This window comes from Thiogranum longum, assembly GCF_004339085.1.
Taxonomy (GTDB): domain Bacteria; phylum Pseudomonadota; class Gammaproteobacteria; order DSM-19610; family DSM-19610; genus Thiogranum; species Thiogranum longum.
This window is the reverse complement of record NZ_SMFX01000001.1, coordinates 2,823,267-2,841,523: the sequence shown is the minus strand read 5'-3', so window position 1 is coordinate 2,841,523 and position 18,257 is coordinate 2,823,267. Positions and strand designations below refer to the sequence as shown.

17 protein-coding genes and 1 tRNA gene are annotated in these 18,257 nt (G+C 54.7%); 14 read left to right on the top strand and 4 right to left on the bottom strand.

Annotated features, from left to right (window positions below; all coding sequences use genetic code 11):
* Positions 1-18 precede the first annotated feature (18 nt).
* The 5 genes from tviB to DFR30_RS13780 all read left to right on the top strand — a co-directional run bounded on the left by tviB (position 19) and on the right by DFR30_RS13780 (position 3,899).
* Positions 19-1,296, top strand: coding sequence for a Vi polysaccharide biosynthesis UDP-N-acetylglucosamine C-6 dehydrogenase TviB (gene tviB, locus DFR30_RS13800; RefSeq protein WP_132974219.1), 1,278 nt, complete (start codon positions 19-21; stop codon positions 1,294-1,296).
* Between the two features lie 32 nt (positions 1,297-1,328).
* Entirely contained in the window at positions 1,329-2,357 is a 1,029-nt protein-coding gene (locus DFR30_RS13795) for an NAD-dependent epimerase (RefSeq protein WP_132974217.1), read from the top strand.
* Between the two features lie 14 nt (positions 2,358-2,371).
* Positions 2,372-3,412: an A/G-specific adenine glycosylase gene (gene mutY, locus DFR30_RS13790; RefSeq protein WP_132974215.1), complete on the top strand. Its 1,041-nt coding sequence runs from the start codon at positions 2,372-2,374 to the stop codon at positions 3,410-3,412.
* A 13-nt stretch (positions 3,413-3,425) separates the two neighbouring features.
* On the top strand, positions 3,426-3,701 hold the full coding sequence (locus tag DFR30_RS13785) for an oxidative damage protection protein (protein ID WP_132974213.1): 276 nt from the start codon (positions 3,426-3,428) through the stop codon (positions 3,699-3,701).
* 122 nt (positions 3,702-3,823) lie between these two features.
* A tRNA-Phe gene (locus tag DFR30_RS13780) sits at positions 3,824-3,899 on the top strand.
* A 70-nt stretch (positions 3,900-3,969) separates the two neighbouring features.
* On the opposite strand, the gene DFR30_RS13775 is transcribed toward DFR30_RS13780, so the two are convergent.
* The 3 genes from DFR30_RS13775 to DFR30_RS13765 all read right to left on the bottom strand — a co-directional run bounded on the left by DFR30_RS13775 (position 3,970) and on the right by DFR30_RS13765 (position 5,978).
* Positions 3,970-4,212: an ATP-binding protein gene (locus DFR30_RS13775; RefSeq protein WP_132974211.1), complete on the bottom strand. Its 243-nt coding sequence runs from the start codon at positions 4,210-4,212 to the stop codon at positions 3,970-3,972.
* A gap of 20 nt (positions 4,213-4,232) precedes the next feature.
* Positions 4,233-4,835: a DsrE/DsrF/DrsH-like family protein gene (locus DFR30_RS13770; RefSeq protein ID WP_132974209.1), complete on the bottom strand. Its 603-nt coding sequence runs from the start codon at positions 4,833-4,835 to the stop codon at positions 4,233-4,235.
* A gap of 162 nt (positions 4,836-4,997) precedes the next feature.
* Entirely contained in the window at positions 4,998-5,978 is a 981-nt protein-coding gene (locus tag DFR30_RS13765) for a sigma-54 interaction domain-containing protein (protein WP_132974207.1), read from the bottom strand.
* Between the two features lie 131 nt (positions 5,979-6,109).
* Here DFR30_RS13765 and DFR30_RS13760 point away from each other — a divergent pair, with 131 nt between their 5' ends.
* The 8 genes from DFR30_RS13760 (at position 6,110) to rfbB (ending at position 16,464) form a co-directional block, all read left to right on the top strand.
* On the top strand, positions 6,110-7,486 hold the full coding sequence (locus tag DFR30_RS13760) for an NAD-dependent succinate-semialdehyde dehydrogenase (RefSeq protein ID WP_132974205.1): 1,377 nt from the start codon (positions 6,110-6,112) through the stop codon (positions 7,484-7,486).
* A gap of 103 nt (positions 7,487-7,589) precedes the next feature.
* The gene (locus tag DFR30_RS13755; protein WP_207891909.1) at positions 7,590-9,485 is read left to right on the top strand and encodes a cytochrome c/FTR1 family iron permease; all 1,896 of its coding nucleotides are present in this window, start codon (positions 7,590-7,592) and stop codon (positions 9,483-9,485) included.
* Between the two features lie 188 nt (positions 9,486-9,673).
* Complete coding sequence (locus DFR30_RS13750; protein ID WP_243640743.1) at positions 9,674-11,134, top strand: phosphomannomutase; 1,461 nt, start codon at positions 9,674-9,676, stop codon at positions 11,132-11,134.
* A 170-nt stretch (positions 11,135-11,304) separates the two neighbouring features.
* On the top strand, positions 11,305-13,059 hold the full coding sequence (locus DFR30_RS13745; RefSeq protein WP_132974201.1) for a bifunctional sulfate adenylyltransferase/adenylylsulfate kinase: 1,755 nt from the start codon (positions 11,305-11,307) through the stop codon (positions 13,057-13,059).
* 23 nt (positions 13,060-13,082) lie between these two features.
* Entirely contained in the window at positions 13,083-13,964 is an 882-nt protein-coding gene (gene rfbA / locus DFR30_RS13740) for a glucose-1-phosphate thymidylyltransferase RfbA (protein ID WP_132974198.1), read from the top strand.
* Positions 13,961-14,521, top strand: a complete 561-nt coding sequence (gene rfbC / locus DFR30_RS13735) for a dTDP-4-dehydrorhamnose 3,5-epimerase (RefSeq protein WP_132974196.1) — start codon at positions 13,961-13,963, stop codon at positions 14,519-14,521. The genes rfbA and rfbC overlap by 4 nt, the downstream gene beginning before the upstream one ends.
* Complete coding sequence (gene rfbD / locus DFR30_RS13730) at positions 14,518-15,390, top strand: dTDP-4-dehydrorhamnose reductase (protein WP_132974195.1); 873 nt, start codon at positions 14,518-14,520, stop codon at positions 15,388-15,390. Before rfbC ends, rfbD begins: the two co-directional genes overlap by 4 nt.
* Before the next feature lie 27 nt (positions 15,391-15,417).
* The gene (gene rfbB / locus DFR30_RS13725; protein ID WP_132974193.1) at positions 15,418-16,464 is read left to right on the top strand and encodes a dTDP-glucose 4,6-dehydratase; all 1,047 of its coding nucleotides are present in this window, start codon (positions 15,418-15,420) and stop codon (positions 16,462-16,464) included.
* 18 nt (positions 16,465-16,482) lie between these two features.
* On the opposite strand, the gene DFR30_RS13720 is transcribed toward rfbB, so the two are convergent.
* On the bottom strand, positions 16,483-16,950 hold the full coding sequence (locus DFR30_RS13720; protein WP_207891908.1) for an immunoglobulin domain-containing protein: 468 nt from the start codon (positions 16,948-16,950) through the stop codon (positions 16,483-16,485).
* 373 nt (positions 16,951-17,323) lie between these two features.
* Here DFR30_RS13720 and DFR30_RS13715 point away from each other — a divergent pair, with 373 nt between their 5' ends.
* A complete protein-coding gene (locus tag DFR30_RS13715) occupies positions 17,324-18,253 on the top strand; it encodes a sulfotransferase (protein WP_165869224.1) in 930 nt (309 codons plus the stop codon).
* The last annotated feature ends 4 nt before the right edge of the window (positions 18,254-18,257 follow it).

Sequence of the window (18,257 nt, the reverse complement as noted above, 5' to 3'; positions counted from 1 at the left end):
CGTGTCACGAGTCCTGGCGTGCTGACGGTACAGGATGCCAGGATCGGTATTATCGGTCTTGGCTATGTCGGTTTGCCGCTTGCCGTGGAGTTCGGCAAGCAGATGCCAACGCTCGGCTTCGACATCAATGCACAGCGCATCGGCGAGCTGAGGTCAGGCAGGGACAGTACACTTGAGGTCGATGTTGCAGCGCTTGCTGCCGCAACCCGGCTGGAGTATCACGGGAAGATCGATGATCTGGCTACCTGTAATGTCTACATCATTACGGCGCCGACCCCGATCGACGCGCATAAGCGTCCGGACCTCGAGCCGTTGCTGTCAGCCTGCCGCATGCTGGGCAAACTGCTCAAGCCAGATGATGTCGTTATTTTTGAATCGACCGTCTACCCGGGGGCGACCGAGGAGGTATGTGTGCCTGTGCTGGAAGACGTGTCCGGCCGGGTTTTCAATAAAGACTTTTTTGTCGGCTACAGTCCGGAGCGGGTAAACCCGGGTGACAGGGCGCACCGCTTGACCCACGTCACGAAAGTCACCTCCGGTTCGACACCGGAAACCGCTGACTTCGTCGATGCCCTGTACCGGGAAATTATTTCTGCCGGTACCCACAAGGTCAGCAGTATCCGTGTCGCCGAAGCCGCCAAGGTCATTGAAAATACCCAGCGTGATATCAATATCGCACTGGTCAACGAACTGGCGCTGATTTTTAACCGGCTTGATATCGATACGCTGGAAGTGCTCGAGGCCGCCGGCACCAAGTGGAACTTTCTGCCCTTCCGCCCCGGCCTGGTGGGTGGGCACTGTATCGGGGTGGATCCCTACTACCTGACCCACAAGGCACAGGAAATTGGCTACCACCCGGAAGTTATTCTTGCAGGCCGGCGCATCAATGACAGTATGGGGACCTATGTAGCCGAGCAGGTTTTCGGGTTGATGAACCGGGCGAACTTGCCCGTGCATGATGCGCGCATACTGGTGATGGGGCTGGCCTTCAAGGAAAACTGCCCTGATTTTCGCAACACGCGTGTCATCGATATTATCGAGGCCTTGCGGGGATACAACGCCAGCGTCGATGTCTATGACCCGTGGGTCGATAGTGAAGCAGCCGGACGCGAGTACGGTATCAGGCCGGTCGAACAGCCACAGCAGGGCCATTACGATGCCATTGTGATTGCAGTTGCGCACGACAGCTTCCGTGAGTTGGGCGAAGCCGGCATACGTGCTTTTGGAAAGCATAAAAGTGTTATCTACGATGTGAAGTACCTTCTGCCGGCCGATGCCGTAGACGGCAGGCTCTGAATTCAGGAAAAATCCAAAGCGGGAAAAACACTATGAAAGTTTTAATCACCGGCGCAGCCGGCTTTATCGGAAATGACCTGGCAATCCGCCTGCTGGAAAGAGGCGATGAAGTTATCGGTATCGATAACCTGAATGACTATTACGACCCTTCGCTAAAAGAGGCCAGGCTGGCACGGGTAACCGGTAACCCGGGCTTTACCGATGTGCGCCTCGATATTGCGGATCGCGATGGTGTGGCCGAGGTATTTAAAAAGTACAAGCCAGATCGTGTCGTCAATCTGGCCGCGCAGGCCGGTGTGCGCTACTCGCTGGAAAATCCGAATTCCTATATCGATACCAATGTCGTCGGATTCATGAATATCCTCGAAGGTTGTCGCTATAACGATGTCGAGCATCTGGTCTATGCCTCCAGCAGTTCCGTGTATGGTTCCAATACCAAAATGCCATTCTCGGTACACGACAATGTCGACCACCCGGTCAGTATTTATGCGGCTACCAAAAAAGCCAATGAGTTGATGGCGCATACCTACAGCCACCTGTACCGGCTGCCGACTACGGGACTCAGGTTTTTTACCGTGTACGGTCCCTGGGGGCGTCCCGACATGGCGCTGTTCCTGTTTACGCGCAAGATACTTGCCGGTGAACCCATAGACGTATTCAACTACGGCAAGCACCGTCGCGATTTCACCTACATCGACGACATTGTGGAAGGCGTGGTTCGCACCCTGGATCGCGTCGCGCAGCCCAACCCGGAATGGTCGGGCGAGCATCCCGATGCTGCCAGCAGCACCGGACCCTATGCGCTGTACAACATCGGTAACAATGAACCCGTCGAGTTGATGCACTACATTGAAGTGCTGGAGGATTGCCTGGGCATCAAGGCCGAGAAAAATATGTTACCCCTGCAGGCCGGTGATGTGCCCGATACCTACGCCGATGTACAGGACCTGGTTCGCGACGTCGGTTACAAGCCGGACATGTCGGTCGAACAGGGTGTCGCGAATTTTGTTGACTGGTACCGGGAGTACTACAGAGTCAAGGGCGCTGCCGGCGGAAAATAACAAGCGGCAGGCGCATGGCGTTTTCAGACAACATACTGGCCTGGTTTGAAGTCCACGGCAGAAAGGATCTGCCCTGGCAGAAGCATCCGCTGCCCTATCGCGTGTGGGTCTCGGAAATCATGCTGCAGCAGACCCAGGTAAAGACCGTCATCCCTTATTACCAGCGCTTTATGTCCCGTTTCCCGGATATACACCGTCTTGCCGATGCACCGCAGGACGAGGTGCTTCACTACTGGTCAGGTCTTGGCTATTACGCACGCGCCCGCAACCTGCACAAGGCGGCACAGCAGGTGCGTGACACTTACAAGGGTATATTCCCGGAACAGTTTAAGCAGGTTGAAGCCTTGCCCGGTATCGGCCGCTCGACAGCGGGGGCCATACTTTCGCTGGCCTGTGGCCAGCGCCATGCCATCCTCGACGGAAACGTAAAGCGGGTACTGGCGCGCTATCACGCCGTGCACGGCTGGCCGGGCAGCAGCAGTGTGCTGCGTGAACTGTGGTCACTGGCCGAGGCCGCCACACCAGCGGAGAATGTTGCGGCCTACAACCAGGCCATGATGGATCTCGGCGCAACGCTTTGCAGACGCGGGCAGCCGGATTGTGACACTTGCCCGCTGACATCCGGTTGCCTTGCGCGTCAGCAGGGTGTTCAACGCGACCTGCCATCCCCCAGACCACGAAAGACCTTGCCGGTACGCAAGGTACACATGCTGTTATTGCAGGACGTGCAGCAGGCTGTCTGGTTACAGCAACGGCCACCCAGCGGCATCTGGGGTGGCTTGTGGAGTTTTCCCGAATTTGATGGAACTGCTGCGGTGCACCGCTGGCTGGCTGAAAAGGGTTTGCCGGCGGAAATCCACGAACGCGACGTAGTGCGTCACACCTTCAGTCATTTCCATCTGGAAATCACGCCGTGTCACGTAAAGCTGCAAAACCCGGTTTTTTCTGTGATGGATGGCGATGGGGGACTCTGGTATAACACCGGGCAACCCGGGGCGCTGGGACTGCCAGCGCCCGTTCAACGCCTGCTGCAGTGTTTGCAGGCATCAGATTGAGGAGACATCCGGCATGGCCCGAATGGTTAAGTGTGTAGTACTGGGCAAGGAAGCAGAAGGCCTGGATCGTCAGACCTACCCCGGTGAACTCGGCAAGCGGATTTTCGAAAACGTTTCAAAGGAAGCCTGGCAGAAATGGATGGGCCAGCAGACCATGTTGATCAACGAGTATCGTCTGTCGCCGGTCGACCCGAAGGCGCGCAAGTTTCTCGAAGCGCAAATGGAAAAATTCTTTTTTGGTGAAGGCGCCGACACACTGGATGGATTTGTGCCGCCGGATAGCCAGTAAGCCTGACTAAATTGCGGGCAACCGCACCTGCAACGCCCGATAATCCGTCAATTGGCCGGATTCCCGGCATTCGGGCTTGACGCCCGCGAGGCCGACCTGTTTAATACGCGCTTCCTTTCTCCGGCCGGGTAGCTCAGTTGGTAGAGCAGGGGATTGAAAATCCCCGTGTCGGCAGTTCGATTCTGTCCCCGGCCACCATTTTCCCTCTGCATAATGTTGTACCGACATCACGCTCCGGTCGGTCAGCGGGCTATTTTTCAGAGGTTCCCTAGATCGGGCCAATCAGCTCTGCATGAACGCTCTGGTGATTGACGCGTTCCAGGATTTTTATTGAACTGGTGAGCTGCGGGTCATATTCAACGACCATGAGATGTGGCCGGCGATCTGCAAAGTGTGCACCTGAAACGCCCTGTTCACCCTCGATAGCCTGTTCGATATCCAGTCGCCGGGATTCGCCCAGCGTATCGTCAACATGTAGTACCAGTCCAACTTTTTGGTTTGCTGTAGCCATGACAATTCTCCTTCGTGCAATCAGATAAACAATGTACATCCTGACTGGCTTGCCTCGGCCAGGTAGCTGGCGGCTCCCGCAACATCAATACCGCCAATCAGTTCGTCCTCCTTGATGCCCATTACCTGTAAGGTCATGCTGCAGGCAATGACGTGGACTCCGTTGTCGATGGCCAGCTCCAGAAGCTCTTCAGCCGAGGCAACATGTTTGTCATGCATCATCTGCTTGAGCATGCCAGCGCCGGCACCAAGCATATTGAGTTTGGATACACCCATGCTGTTTGCGCCGGCCGGTGTCATAAGGTCGATCATCTTTTCCTTGATATTTTTGCCGGCGTAGAGGCGTTTCTGTTTGAGGACATTAATGCCCCAGAAGGTGAAAAAAAGGGTGACATCCATACCCATGGCCGCCGCCGTTGTAGCGACGGTCAGTCCGGCAAGCGCCTTGTCCTGGTCACCGGAAAACATCAGCAGCGTTACCTTGTTGCTGTCAGGGGTGTTGCGGCGTAGTTCCTGCACCTCCTGTTCGAGCAGTGAAATACGGTCTTCACTGGAAAAAGTGTGGATGCCCGGTGTATTCACCGCCGGTTTCATCCCCGTGTCAGTATGAATCTGTGTAGCCATGGTGTTTCCCCTTGAGTCATTGTCAAAGGATGGTGCAGTGGACGGGAATGCAGGCTTTGTGCCATAGCGGCCATGTTGGAAAAGCCGCGGGTTTATACCGATTTGATTAAAGTGTGTGGCTGACAGGTTACACAAATGAGAGTGCTGGGGGCGTTGATGCTCTCATGTTTGAGAAGGAGAATCGTTGCGCTTGTGAAGCGCGTAGCCTTTCAGGTCATATTTGTCGATATAGCGAAATAACGTGGCCTGGGATACGCCGAGGATCTCGGCTGCCCCGTTACGATTTCCCTTGGCACGCTGAAGCACCGAGATGATGTGCTGCTTTTTGAAGATATCGACAGCCTCCTGCAACGTTGTGGTCGGGGAGTAGATACTTTCATGGCATCCGCTCAGGTTAAGGTCTTCGGGGCCAATGGTATCTGACTGGCAGAACAGTACCGCACGTTCGATCATGTTGGACAGCTCCCTGACATTACCATTCCAGGGGTGGTTCAGGAGCTGCAGGCAGGCGTCTGCATTCAGTCGTTTTACGGGCTTTTCGTTAGCCCTGGCATGACGTATGCAATAATACTCGGCAAGTGCAGGAATATCCTCCGGGCGCTCTCGCAGTGGAGGGATATGGATCTCCACAACATTCAGGCGGTATAGCAGGTCTTTGCGGAACTGACCGGACTCGACCATTTTCTCGAGATCTTGTGAGGTTGCGGCGATAACACGGGTATCGACGGCAATAGTTTCGTCAGAGCCCACCGGCTGGATCTCTTTCTGTTCAAGTGCGCGCAGTAATTTGGGTTGTGCCCCAGATGGCAGGTCGCCGATTTCATCCAGTAGCAATGTGCCACCGTCCGCCTTGCGGAATGCCCCGGCACGGTTGTGTATGGCGCCGGTAAATGCGCCACTGACGTGCCCGAATAAATGGCTCTCTACAAGATCACAGGGCAGTGCCGCTACATTGACCGGGTAGTAACGGCCCGCCTTGTGCGGTGAGTGGTCGTGAATAGTGCGTGCGACAAGTTCCTTGCCCGTGCCGCTCTCGCCTGTGATGAGGATGGCGCACGAAGAGGCCGCAGCTGTCCTTGCAAGGTGCAGAACCTGACCAAAGCCCCGGCAGTTGGCAATGATGGACTCGACCGCATGTTCCATGAGCCACTCCTGTCCCCTGCGTAACAGTGTAGACGGGTAGCATGGAATGTCGAGACAGCGGCCCGAAGGTTTACAGGCTGTGTACAGGTGTTAGAGTTGACAGAACTGGATAACAGGCAAAGGAGCCGCGAATGACCTTCGATATCATTAATCCCGCAACCGGTGAGACAGTCGAGCGCTACGCGGAGATGCCCCCCGAAGAAGTGGGAGGCATACTGACGAAGTGTCATAGCGCCCAGCAGGTCTGGGCAGACACCCCGTTTGCTGAACGGGCCCGGTTGATGAAATCAGTGGCGACCGTGTTACGCAAGAACAAGGAAGCTTATGCCAGGGTCATGATGCGCGAAATGGGCAAGATCTGGCCGCAAGGGCTTGCAGAGGTCGAGAAGTGTGCCTGGGGTTGCGACTATTACGCCGAGAACGGCGAGCGTTTCCTGGCCTCTGAAGAGGTTGAAACCGAGGCGCACCACAGTTTTGTGACCTACAAGCCGCTGGGCGTGGTGCTGGCCGTTATGCCCTGGAACTTCCCGCTATGGCAGGTGTTCCGTTTCGCAGCGCCGTCGCTGATGGCCGGTAATGGCGCCTTGCTGAAACATGCGCCAAACGTGTTTGGTTGCGCGTTAATGATCGAAGATATTTTCCGCGAAGCCGGCCTGCCGGAAAACCTGTTCCGCTCCCTGCTTATCGATGTCCCGCAAACCACAAAAGTCATCCATGACCCGCGTATCGCCGCGGTAACGATTACGTCCAGTGTGGCGGCCGGTCGTGCGGTGGCCAGCGAGGCGGGCAAGGTGCTGAAAAAATGCGTGCTGGAACTGGGCGGATCGGACCCGTTTATCGTGCTGGAGGATGCCAATATCGACAAGGCCGTGGAAGTCGGCATTGTCGGGCGCTACCAGAACAGCGGGCAGAGTTGCATTGCCGCCAAGCGATTTATTGTCGTCGATGCGGTTTATGACGCGTTCGAACGGAAGTTTGTCGAGGCGGTGAAAAACCTCAAAATGGGCGATCCGGCCGAAGAGGGCGTCTATATCGGCCCCCAGGCGCGTATGGACTTACGCGATGGCTTGCACGACCAGGTCCAGCGCACCTTGCAGGGTGGCGCAAAACTGCTCACCGGTGGCGAAATTCCCGATGGCCCGGGCGCTTACTACCCGGCGACGGTACTGGCCGGCGTTGAAGAAGGCATGGCGGCATGGTCCGAAGAACTGTTCGGCCCGGTGGCAACGCTGATTCGGGTGAAAGACGAGGCGGAGGCCATAAAAGTAGCCAATTGCACCGACTTTGGCCTGGCGGGTGCGGTCTGGACCGAGGACCTGGCGCGTGGCGAGCGGATTGCGGAGGACGGTATCCAGTCCGGGGCTGCTTTTGTCAACGATATGTCCAGGTCGGACCCGCGCATGCCGTTCGGCGGCATCCGAAATTCCGGCTACGGACGCGAGCTGTCCATCCACGGTATCCGGGAATTTGTGAACGTCCATGCCGTATGGGTCAACAAGCTCGATTAGTGAGGGTCCCTGTAATAGCCCTGAAAATTTCAGGGCTGTTTGCAATCTAAATGCGAATCATTATAATTTGAGGCCTCATTTCCCCGCATAGTTAATGTTGCTTATGAAACGCGTTGTTCTTGTTCTGTCACTTCTGGTTTTTTCTTCCCTGTCCCGGGCGGGTGATATCCAGCAACTTCTCCAGCTTATTGACTATGTAGGTGTCGATTACGGAGAGGCTGTCAGTGGTGGCAAGGTGACCCATCCCGGTGAATTCGAGGAGATGCAGGATTTTTCCCAGGGAATCGTCCGGCAGATAGCCGATTTACCCGAGGGATCGACGCGGGACAAGCTGGCCGGGCAGGGCGCCCGGCTCGCCGAACGCGTGTTGGCGAAGGCGGACCCGGCAGAGATACGCAGCCTGACCGGTGAAATGCGCAAGGCCATTATCGAGGGTTACAAGGTGACGGTTGTGCCACGCAAGACGCCGGACCTGGTGCGTGGCGCGCAGCTTTACAGCGAGCGCTGTGCCAGTTGCCACGGGGCGACAGGTGCGGGAGATGGTCCCATGGCTGCCGGTATGCAGCCACCCCCTATCGACTTTACCGATCGCAAACGTTACGCCCAGCGCAACCTCTATGGTCTCTACAACACCATTACCCAGGGTGTGCCGGACACCGCCATGACGCCCTTCCATGAAATGTCCGCCGATGACCGCTGGTCGCTGGCCTTTTATGTGGGTCAGCTCGCCATCAGCGATGAGCAGCGGAGTGGCACGGTAGCCAATTTTTCTGACCCGAAGCTGGCGCCCCTGCAGGATATTCGCAAGCTTACCGTGCTGACGCCGGCCGAAGCCGAGCGTGAATTCGGGCCTGCCGGTAGCGAGATGATGGGTTACCTGCGGGCCAACCCGGAAGCACTGTTTTCCAATCGTTCGCCACTGGAGTTTTCACTGCACCGGCTCGACGATGTGGTGACAGCCTACAAGGCCGGCGATCGCGACAAGGCCTACCGCATGGCGGTGGAGGCCTACCTGGAAGGTTTCGAGCTGGTCGAGCGAGGGCTCAATGCCGTCGACAGCGAGCTCAGGCTGGACATCGAGCATGCCATGACCGCGCTGCGCAACCAGATTCGCGAGGGTGTGCCGGCCGACCAACTTGAGCGTTCAGTCATCGAGATCAAGGGTAAACTCGACGTTGCATCCCAGCGTCTGAGCGGCCGCAGCCTGTCCGGTACGGCGGCCTTTGCCAGCGCCTTCTTTATCCTGCTGCGTGAGGGACTGGAAGCCTTGCTGGTGGTTGCAGCGCTGGCCGCCTTCCTGGTCAAGACAGAACACAAAAATAACATGCGTTACCTGCACTTTGGCTGGATCGGCGCACTGGTGGTCGGTTTCCTGACCTGGTGGGCCTCGGTTTCACTCATCGAAATCAGTGGCGCCAGTCGTGAAATTACCGAGGGGGTGGCGGCGCTGACGGCGACAGCGGTGCTGTTCTATGTCGGTTTCTGGTTGCACGACAAAACCAACGCCGCGCAATGGCGACAGTTTATCGAGCACAATGTGCGCAAGGCACTCGGCGCCGGTGCGCTATGGGGTCTGTCCGGCCTGTCCTTTATTACCGTGTACCGCGAAGTTTTCGAAACCATCCTGTTCTACCAGGCACTGTGGGCGCAGACCGATGAAGCGGGCCGGAGTATGGCGCTTGGTGGTTTTGGTACGGCCATCGGCGTGCTGGTGGTGCTTGCCTGGCTGGTGATGCGTTACAGCATGCGGTTGCCGCTGCGCCAGTTCTTCAGCGTCACCGGTATCCTGATGTTTGTACTGGCCGTGATCTTTGCCGGCAAGGGTGTGGCCGCCTTGCAGGAGGCCGGCTACATTCCGGTCACTCCGGTCAACTTCCCGCGCTTTGATTTACTGGGTATCTACCCGAACCTGCAAGGACTCGCATTGCAACTGGGATTGTTATTGCTGGCGCTGTTCCTCTGGTACGGCCTGCCGTCCAGGCGGAAGCCTGCAACGTGATGTCCCCCACCCCCCACCCCACCACCCCACGTCATTGCGAGCGCAGCGAAGCAATCTCCGACAGTCTGGCACCATGTCAAACAGATTGCCGCGCTGCGCCCATAGAATCCCTCCGGGCTTCATTACGGGTACCTTACCCTTGCGGGTCAAGGCATCGCAATGACTGATCACTTCAGAGGCCCAGGGGTGTGAAAGCCGTAGTAATCAGCGAACTGATGGACCGCAGCGGTGTTGCCTTTGGCACCAGTGGTGCGCGCGGCACTGTCGAGGCCATGACGCCAGAGGTCTGCTATGCCTACACGCGCGCCTTCATTCAGGCCATGGAGACAGACGGCACGCTGAAACAGGGTAGCGATATCCTGCTGGCAGGCGACCTGCGGCCCAGTACGCCACGCATTCTTGTGGCGGTGGCAAAGGCCGTGGAGGATGCGGGTTTTAATGCGGTTTACACCGGCAGGCTACCGTCGCCGGCGGTGGCATTTCACGCCATACAACACAATAACGCGTCTATTATGGTGACTGGCAGCCATATTCCGGATGACCGCAACGGCATCAAGTTCAACCGGCCAGAAGGTGAAATTCTCAAGCGTGACGAGGCCATGATCCGGGAACAGACGGTGACATTGCCCGAACCTTTCCCGGTGATCGATGAGAAAGCTCTGCCGCCTGCCGATCCGGCAGCGGAGCGCGCTTACCTGGCGCGTTATGAAGATTTCTTCGGCCCGGACGCGCTTGCCGGTATGCGTGTCGGTGTGTACCAGCACTCCGGCGTGGCCCGCGACCTGCTGGTGACAATTCTGCAAGCGCTGGGTGCCGAGGTTATGCCGCTGGCACGTTCGGACATTTTTATCCCTGTCGATACCGAAGCGATCCGCGAAGAAGACATCGCGTTGGGTCGGCAATGGGCGGCAGAGCAGGGCTTTGATGCCGTCATCTCGACCGATGGCGATGCAGACCGCCCGCTGATTTCTGATGAACAGGGCGAGTGGCTGCGTGGCGATGTCGTTGGTGTGCTTTGTGCCCGCTTTCTCGGTATTCAGACGCTGGTGACGCCGGTCAGCAGCAACAGCGTGGTGGAAGCCTGCGGCGGGTTCGACGAAGTGTTCCGGACAAGAATCGGCTCGCCCTATGTGATCGAGCAGATGAACCAGGCGCTTGCCGCAGGGGCTACCCGCGTGGCCGGCTATGAAGCCAATGGCGGCTTTCTGCTGGCCTCTGATATTGCCCTGAACGGCAAAACGCTGAAGGCGTTGCCGACGCGCGATGCGGTGCTGCCAATGCTGGCGATCCTGGCCAGTGCACACCAGCAGGGCCTGCCGGTCAGCCAGCAGGTGGCGGCCTTGCCGCCGCGCTTTACCGCCAGTGACCGGCTGAAAGCCTTCCCCACCGAATTATCGAGACAGAAAATCGAACAACTGGCAGCCTCTGATAAGGCGATTGAAGCGATGTTCGGCGATCTGTGCGACGCCGCCGTGCAGCAGACAGACCAGACCGATGGCCTGAGGATTACCTTCGAGAATGGTGAGATCGTCCACCTGCGGCCATCCGGCAATGCGCCCGAATTGCGCTGTTATAACGAAGCGGCAAGCCAGCAGCGGGTGCAGGCGTTGAATCGGGAGTGTATGGGCAGATTGGCGGGGTGGCGGTAGCCAGCGTTACCGCGACGGGGGTTTACCCTGTAATGATGAACACCTAAACTCCACTGTCCGGGGGTACCAGGTCGTGGATGTAAAAAATTCCGACATCCGGCCGTTTAACTGGACTGCATAATAATTTCGACAAACCCGCACTGGCAACTTGGATCGTGGAATTTTAACAAATGGCAACGAAAGAGTTTTTTGTACAACCGCACGGCGGCCAGTTAGTCAATCTATTGGTCGACCCGGAAAAGGCGGAAGCCCTCAAGACAGAATCTCAGCAATATCTGTCACTTACCCTTAGTCAGCGACAGGTCTGCGACCTCGAATTACTGATGAACGGTGCGTTCTCCCCACTGGCCGGGTTCATGAACCAGGCCGATTACGAATCAGTCCTTGATCGTGTGCGGCTGGCGGATGGCACAGTCTGGCCGGTACCGATTGTGCTTGATGTCGACCAGGCCTTTGCAGGCAAGCTGGAAAAAGGAACAAAAATCGCACTGCGTGATGGCGAGGGTTTTATGCCCGCAGTGTTGACCGTTGAGGATATCTGGCAGCCGGACAAGAAGCGTGAAGCGGAAAAGGTTTATGGCACCACTTCGGATGCACATCCGGGAGTGCGATACCTGAACGAAGTTGTAAAGCCCGTATATATAAGTGGGCAGATCGAAGGTATCCAGTCACCCGTACACCACGATTTCGAGAGCTTCTGGGATACGCCGCAGGAACTGCGCGCCTTGTTCAGGAAGAAAGGCTGGCGCCGCGTTGTATCTTTCCAGACTTCGAAGCCGATGCACCGGCTGCAGCGGGATATTACCTTGCAGGCGGCAAAGGATATACAGGGGCACATCCTGCTCCACCCCACCGTAGGTATAACCAAGCCAGGTGATTTGCACTATTACGCCCGTGTGCGCTGTTACCAGGCAATTCGGCAGCACTTCCCGCAAAACCTGGCGATGTTGTCACTGTTGCCACTGGCCATGCGAATGGCGGGGCCGCGTGAAGCCTTGTGGCATGCAATCGTCAGTCAGAACTATGGCTGTTCTCACATGATTATCGGGCCAAGGCACGCCTATCCGCCGGCAGATGCAGATGGCAAGGACCAGCCATTCTACCAACCTGAGCAGTCACGTGAACTTGTCAATAAATTCAGTAAAGAACTTGATATCGAAATTGTTCCCGTGGAAGCGATGCGCTATGTTCCGTCAAAAGATCGTTTTCTGCCTGCGTCAGTCATCGAGCGCGAAGGACTGGAAGCCACTGATTATACCGATGCGCAGCTAAAGGCCGACCTCAGCAAGGGCGAGGAGATACCGTCCTGGTTCAGCTATCCTGAGGTGGTGCGCGAGTTGCGCAAGGCTTACCCGCCTCGCAGCAAGCAGGGTTTTACCCTGTTCTTTACCGGTCTGTCCGGGTCAGGAAAATCCACGCTGGCAAAAATCATTTATGCCAAGATGCTGGAGGCTGGCGAGCGACCGGTCACACTGCTGGATGGTGATGTTGTACGTCAGCATCTTTCCAGCGAGCTGGGCTTCTCGAAGGAACACCGTTACCTGAACGTCAACCGGATAGGTTACGTGGCCAGTGAAATCACCAAGAATCGTGGCATTGCAATTTGTGCGCCGATTGCACCTTATACGCAAATGCGCCGTTCTGTCCGGGAGATGATCGAACCGCATGGTGACTTTATTGAAATCCATGTGGCAACCTCACTGGAAGCTTGCGAGGCGCGTGACCGCAAAGGACTGTATGCCAAGGCGCGACGTGGTGAAATTCCTGAGTTCACAGGAATCAGCGATCCCTACGAAATACCGGAGCAGCCCGAACTGCGTGTCAATACCGAAGGTTTGACGCCTATGGAAGCCGCACAGGATATCTATCTCTATTTATTAAGAGAAGGTTACCTGGATACGCAGGGTGTGCAATCTGATGGTTAATAATCCTGCTGAGTATAAATAATATGAAAGGTATTATCCTGGCCGGCGGTTCCGGGACGCGCTTGTATCCCCTGACGCGTTCGGTCAGTAAACAACTGATGCCGGTGTACGACAAGCCGATGATCTACTACCCACTGTCAACCTTGATGTTGGCGGGTATTCGGGAAGCGCTGATCATTACCACGCCGGAAGACAGTGAGGCATTCCAGAGACTGCTGGGTGACGGAAACCAGTTTGGTCTGGATATCCAGTACGCTGTGCAACCAAAGCCGGAAGGGCTGGCGCAGGCCTTCACCATTGGCAAAGAGTTTATTGGTACTTCATCCTGCTGCCTGGTGCTTGGCGATAACATTTTTTACGGTCACGGTATGGGCACCAATTTGCGCCGTGCGGCAGAGCGTGAATCAGGCGCTACAGTGTTTGCTTACCGTGTGCGTGATCCGGAACGCTATGGCGTGGTTGAGTTTGATGAAAGTGGCCAGGCTTTATCGATAGAAGAAAAACCGGAAAAGCCACGTTCTCATTATGCAGTGACGGGGTTATATTTCTACGATAATCGCGTAGTGGATATTGCTGCCAACCTCAAGCCTTCTCCGCGCGGTGAGCTGGAAATCACGGATATTAATTCCCGCTACCTGCAGGACGGGAGTCTGCAGGTTGAAAAGCTGGGTCGTGGTACAGCCTGGCTTGATACCGGGACACATGAGTCACTATTGCAGGCCGCGAATTTTATAGAAACAGTTGAGCAGCGGCAGGGGCTGAAGGTCTGTTGCGTGGAAGAGATTGCTTACCGGATGGGTTATATATCTTCTGACGAGTTGGAGAAGCTGGCGCAACCGCTGGCGAAGAATGGTTACGGACGTTATCTGCTGGACATTCTTGAAGAAGATGGGCATTGCGCATGAAGATCAGCCCAATGGAGATCCCCGAGGTGCTGTTGATCGAGCCAGACGTATTTGGGGACAGTCGCGGATTCTTTATGGAGAGCTGGCATAGAAGAAAGTATGCGGAGGCTGGTCTGGATGTGGACTTTGTTCAGGATAACCACTCCCGATCAAGTCAGGGAGTGCTGCGTGGCCTGCACTACCAGCTCCAGCAGCCGCAGGGCAAGCTGGTGCGTGTAGCGACTGGATCAGTGTTTGATGTGGCGGTTGATATTCGGCAGGATTCGCCGACCTTCGGTCGGTGGGTCGGTGCAGAGCTGAGTGAGAAAAACCAGCACCAGCTTTATGTTCCGCCAGGATTTGCGCATGGATTTTGTGTGTTGAGTGAGACCGCAGACTTTTTATACAAGTGTACAGATTATTATGCGCCTGAATTTGAGCATGGTATTCGCTGGGACGACTCTGCAATCGGCATAGACTGGCCGGGACGTGATTTCAGGATTTCTGACAAGGATGCCAATAATCGGCTGCTCAGTGATATGGGTCGCAAGTTGCCGGTTTACGAGGATGCGTTGTGACGATCCTGGTAACGGGTGCTAAAGGCCAGCTTGGCAGGGAAGCGGTGTTGGCGCTGCAGGCAGATGGCGAGGCCTTTATTTCAATCGGCCGGGATGAGCTGGATTTTTCACAGCCTGCACAGGTGGCAGAGGCGATAGCTGACTATTCGGCTGACTGGGTGATTAATTGCGCCGCTTATACGCAGGTTGATAAAGCCGAGGAAGAACGGGAGCTCGCCTTTACCGTTAATCGCGATGCTGCTCGTGCTGTGGCAGAAGGTGTGAAACGTAGTGGTGGTCACCTTTTGCATGTATCCACCGATTTCATTTTCGGTGGCGAGCAATCGCGGCCCTATAAAGAAAGTGATGCAACCAACCCGCTCGGTGTTTACGGCCAGTCCAAACTGGAAGGAGAGCAGGCCATACGCGAAGTGCTGCCCGAGGCGCTGATTCTCAGGACAGCCTGGGTCTACGGTGCGCACGGCCATAATTTTGTCAAAACCATTTTACGCCTGGCTGCGGAACGGGAAGAGCTGAGAGTGGTCGATGACCAGATCGGTGCACCCTCATGGACCAGTGATATTGTCAAAGCCATGCGAGTGTTAATTAAAAATGAAGCAACGGGGACTTACCAGTTCAGTAATGAAGGTGTTGCTTCATGGTATGACTTTGCAATGGAAATAGTCGCTGGCGCAAAACGTGCGGGTTTTCCTGTCGTGGCGGAAACTATTCGCCCGATTCCGACTGAAGATTTCCCGTTGCCGGCGAAGCGGCCGGCTTATTCTGTAATGAGTAAGGTGAAAATACGAGGTATGCTGGATTATCAAATTCCTCACTGGCGGGAAAGTCTGTACAGGATGCTGAAGCAGCAGAGTGGCTCGCAGGCGTGACGTTGCTGTCGTAAAAGGTCGATAAGAATGAGAAATGTGTTAATTACCGGTGGTGCAGGGTTCATAGGCTCCAACTTTGTTCGTTACTGGTTGGCGAATCATCCGGGTGATCGGGTGGTTAATCTAGATGCGCTGACCTATGCGGGTAACCTTGAAAGTCTTAAGGATATTGAGTCGAACCCCAATTATCGTTTTATTCACGGAAATGTCTGTGATGTTGACTGTATTGAAAAAGTTTTTGAAGATGAAAAAATTGATACAGTTGTTAATTTTGCAGCGGAATCACATGTGGATCGATCGATCCTCGGTCCCGAGGTATTTATAAAAACAAATATCCATGGAACATTCACGCTTTTGGAGGCGGCTCGAAAGTTCTGGGACAAAGATAAAACAGGATGCCGCTTCCTGCATGTTTCAACTGATGAGGTATATGGCTCGCTTGGTCCCGAGGATCCGGCATTTACAGAACAAACGCCTTTTGCACCGAATAGTCCCTACTCCGCATCAAAGGCGGCATCAGACCACCTTGCGCGCGCTTATTACCACACCTATGACCTGCCGGTGCTGACAACCAATTGCTCAAATAACTATGGCCCCTACCAGTTTCCGGAAAAGCTGATCCCGCTGGTAATTATCAATGCTCTCGAAGGCAAACCCCTGCCAATCTATGGTGATGGCATGAATATTCGTGACTGGTTGCATGTGGAAGATCATTGCCGGGGTATCGATGTGGTGCTTGATAAAGGTTGTTTGGGAGAAACCTATAATATAGGCGGCTGTAATGAATGGGCGAATATCGATATCGTCAAGCTTGTGTGTGAGCATCTTGATGAGTTAAGGCCTGGTAATGCGCCGAAGAGCAATCTTATTACATATATAAAGGATCGCCTCGGACATGACCGGCGTTATGCCATAGATGCCGGTAAAATGAAGCGCGAACTTGATTGGGAGCCTCTTTATACGTTCGAGAAGGGTATTGAGGAAACCATCCTGTGGTATCTGGACAACAAGGAATGGTGGGCGCGAGTGCGTGATGGGGCATATCGTGATTATTACAACAGGCAGTACCGTTGATCATGTTGTTGATACCGGCTATATCAGGCTGTTGTCGACGGTCAGCAAGGTTGAATCAACTGTTACACTTGTTGAATCAGCAGTAATCTTTGGTGGAAGAACAGTCAGTTGGGCATCAAGGCTGGTTACGCTGCCTGCGCTGTTAGTGGCGATTACGCTAAAGACTGCATCATCACCGAGTGCTGTGGGTGATGTGGTGTAAGTAAGACCTGTTGCACCCGGAATATCCAGGCCATTTCGCTGCCATTGATAGAAAAGCGGCTCTGCACCGGAAGCGAGTGTCTCGAATGTTGCAATGTCTCCCTTGACGGCAGTCTGGTCTGAAGGATGTACGAGAAAAGCCGGAGGAGTGGGCGCAGGTGTTGGAGACGGAGCCGGGGTTGTCCCCGAAGAACCGGAGCCACCTCCACAGCCGTACATCGACAGCCCTGATAACAAGGTAAGCGTTTTTTTAATGAAGGCGCGGCGGCCAAAATCCTTGATCATCCGACTGATGCCTTTGTGCAGGCGCACTTCATCCGGGAGTTTGTACGCTTACAGATTCTTATACTTGTATTTGTAATATCGGCGCATTATACAGTAAAAATTGTCACGGCAAAGGTTCTGCTTGGCATTATAACTGTAAGAATTTGCGGCTATTATTTTGACGGTTATGATGGTAGTTACATGAAACTACAGATTTTTCTCATAATTTTAAGATGGGTGAAGGGTGGCCGGAGTGCCAAAGTGCGATTTGATGTGTTAAATTGTGTAAAAACTACCGACATCCGCGGATTGTTGATGTAAATAACAAACAATTGTGTGCAATGTGTCACTCCGGAAATGGTGATGATTGCGCTGGAATGGCTGGAAAACACGCGTGTTAAACAAGAGGCCGATTTTTATTCTGGGATTTCAGCACGGCGGTACGAATATCGTACTGAACCTGCTGCGTTCACATCCGGAAGTCTGCTCGCCACGTGGAGAAATACAGGAGGTCTTCAAAGGCAAGGGGTTTCCGCGAAGGTTCAAGGAACCGGCGTCAGTCGTTTTATCAAAACTCTGGAATTACTTGCCGGTGCTTGCGGCACAAAGACAGGATGTGTTCTCGCTGGATTTATGGGAGGACCGTAAAGCCCTTTCAAAGCGCGCAATGCAGTGCATTGATAAAGTGCTGTTTGATGAGAAACTCAAGGCGCGAGGACCAACACAGAATTGTTACAAGTCGGAAGGGGTCAGGTATACCGATGAGGAGATTGCCCGGTCACGTTTATTGAGTAAAAATCTTGGCGGCCTTGTTTGTTTGTCAAACGACCTCGCACGAATGTATCCCGATGCAACCTTTATCGCCCTGGTCAGGAATGGTTATGCGATGTGCGAAGGACATATCCGGCGTGGCGTGTCACTTGCGAAAATAGCACAGGATTATGAAAGAGGGTGTCAGCGCATTATTGCCGACTCGAAAAAAATACCCAATTATCACATTTTCAGGTTCGAGGATCTGTTGGAGTCGCCGAGAGATGTGTTTGAACAGATTTTCGGCTATGCCGGGCTGGATGTCGGGCAGATCAGGAAGGTGAGACTCGAAAATAAAAAGACAGTCGGGAAAGATGGCGGGCATACCTACACATATGAACAGGACCAGGAAGGGCTCATCTGGTACCCGATAGAGAAATTCATGGACCATTTCAAGGCTGATGTAAACCGGAACCAGATCGAAAGGCTGACAAGGCGGCAGATAGAAGATATTTCAGATATAGCCAAAACTTCACTGGAATATTTCACATACGATAAACCACGTAAACCCTGACCGG

What these genes read in the sequence shown, in the direction of transcription:
- rfbA (WP_132974198.1), top strand. Translation starts at nt 13,083, where the DNA reads ATGAAAGGTATTATCCTGGCCGGCGGTTCCGGGACGCGCTTGTATCCC.
- DFR30_RS13770 (WP_132974209.1), bottom strand. Translation starts at nt 4,835, where the DNA reads ATGGCTACACAGATTCATACTGACACGGGGATGAAACCGGCGGTGAAT.
- DFR30_RS13795 (WP_132974217.1), top strand. Translation starts at nt 1,329, where the DNA reads ATGAAAGTTTTAATCACCGGCGCAGCCGGCTTTATCGGAAATGACCTG.
- DFR30_RS13755 (WP_207891909.1), top strand. Translation starts at nt 7,590, where the DNA reads ATGAAACGCGTTGTTCTTGTTCTGTCACTTCTGGTTTTTTCTTCCCTG.
- mutY (WP_132974215.1), top strand. Translation starts at nt 2,372, where the DNA reads ATGGCGTTTTCAGACAACATACTGGCCTGGTTTGAAGTCCACGGCAGA.
- rfbB (WP_132974193.1), top strand. Translation starts at nt 15,418, where the DNA reads ATGAGAAATGTGTTAATTACCGGTGGTGCAGGGTTCATAGGCTCCAAC.
- DFR30_RS13745 (WP_132974201.1), top strand. Translation starts at nt 11,305, where the DNA reads ATGGCAACGAAAGAGTTTTTTGTACAACCGCACGGCGGCCAGTTAGTC.
- DFR30_RS13775 (WP_132974211.1), bottom strand. Translation starts at nt 4,212, where the DNA reads ATGGCTACAGCAAACCAAAAAGTTGGACTGGTACTACATGTTGACGAT.
- DFR30_RS13765 (WP_132974207.1), bottom strand. Translation starts at nt 5,978, where the DNA reads ATGGAACATGCGGTCGAGTCCATCATTGCCAACTGCCGGGGCTTTGGT.
- DFR30_RS13785 (WP_132974213.1), top strand. Translation starts at nt 3,426, where the DNA reads ATGGCCCGAATGGTTAAGTGTGTAGTACTGGGCAAGGAAGCAGAAGGC.
- DFR30_RS13720 (WP_207891908.1), bottom strand. Translation starts at nt 16,950, where the DNA reads ATGATCAAGGATTTTGGCCGCCGCGCCTTCATTAAAAAAACGCTTACC.
- DFR30_RS13760 (WP_132974205.1), top strand. Translation starts at nt 6,110, where the DNA reads ATGACCTTCGATATCATTAATCCCGCAACCGGTGAGACAGTCGAGCGC.
- rfbC (WP_132974196.1), top strand. Translation starts at nt 13,961, where the DNA reads ATGAAGATCAGCCCAATGGAGATCCCCGAGGTGCTGTTGATCGAGCCA.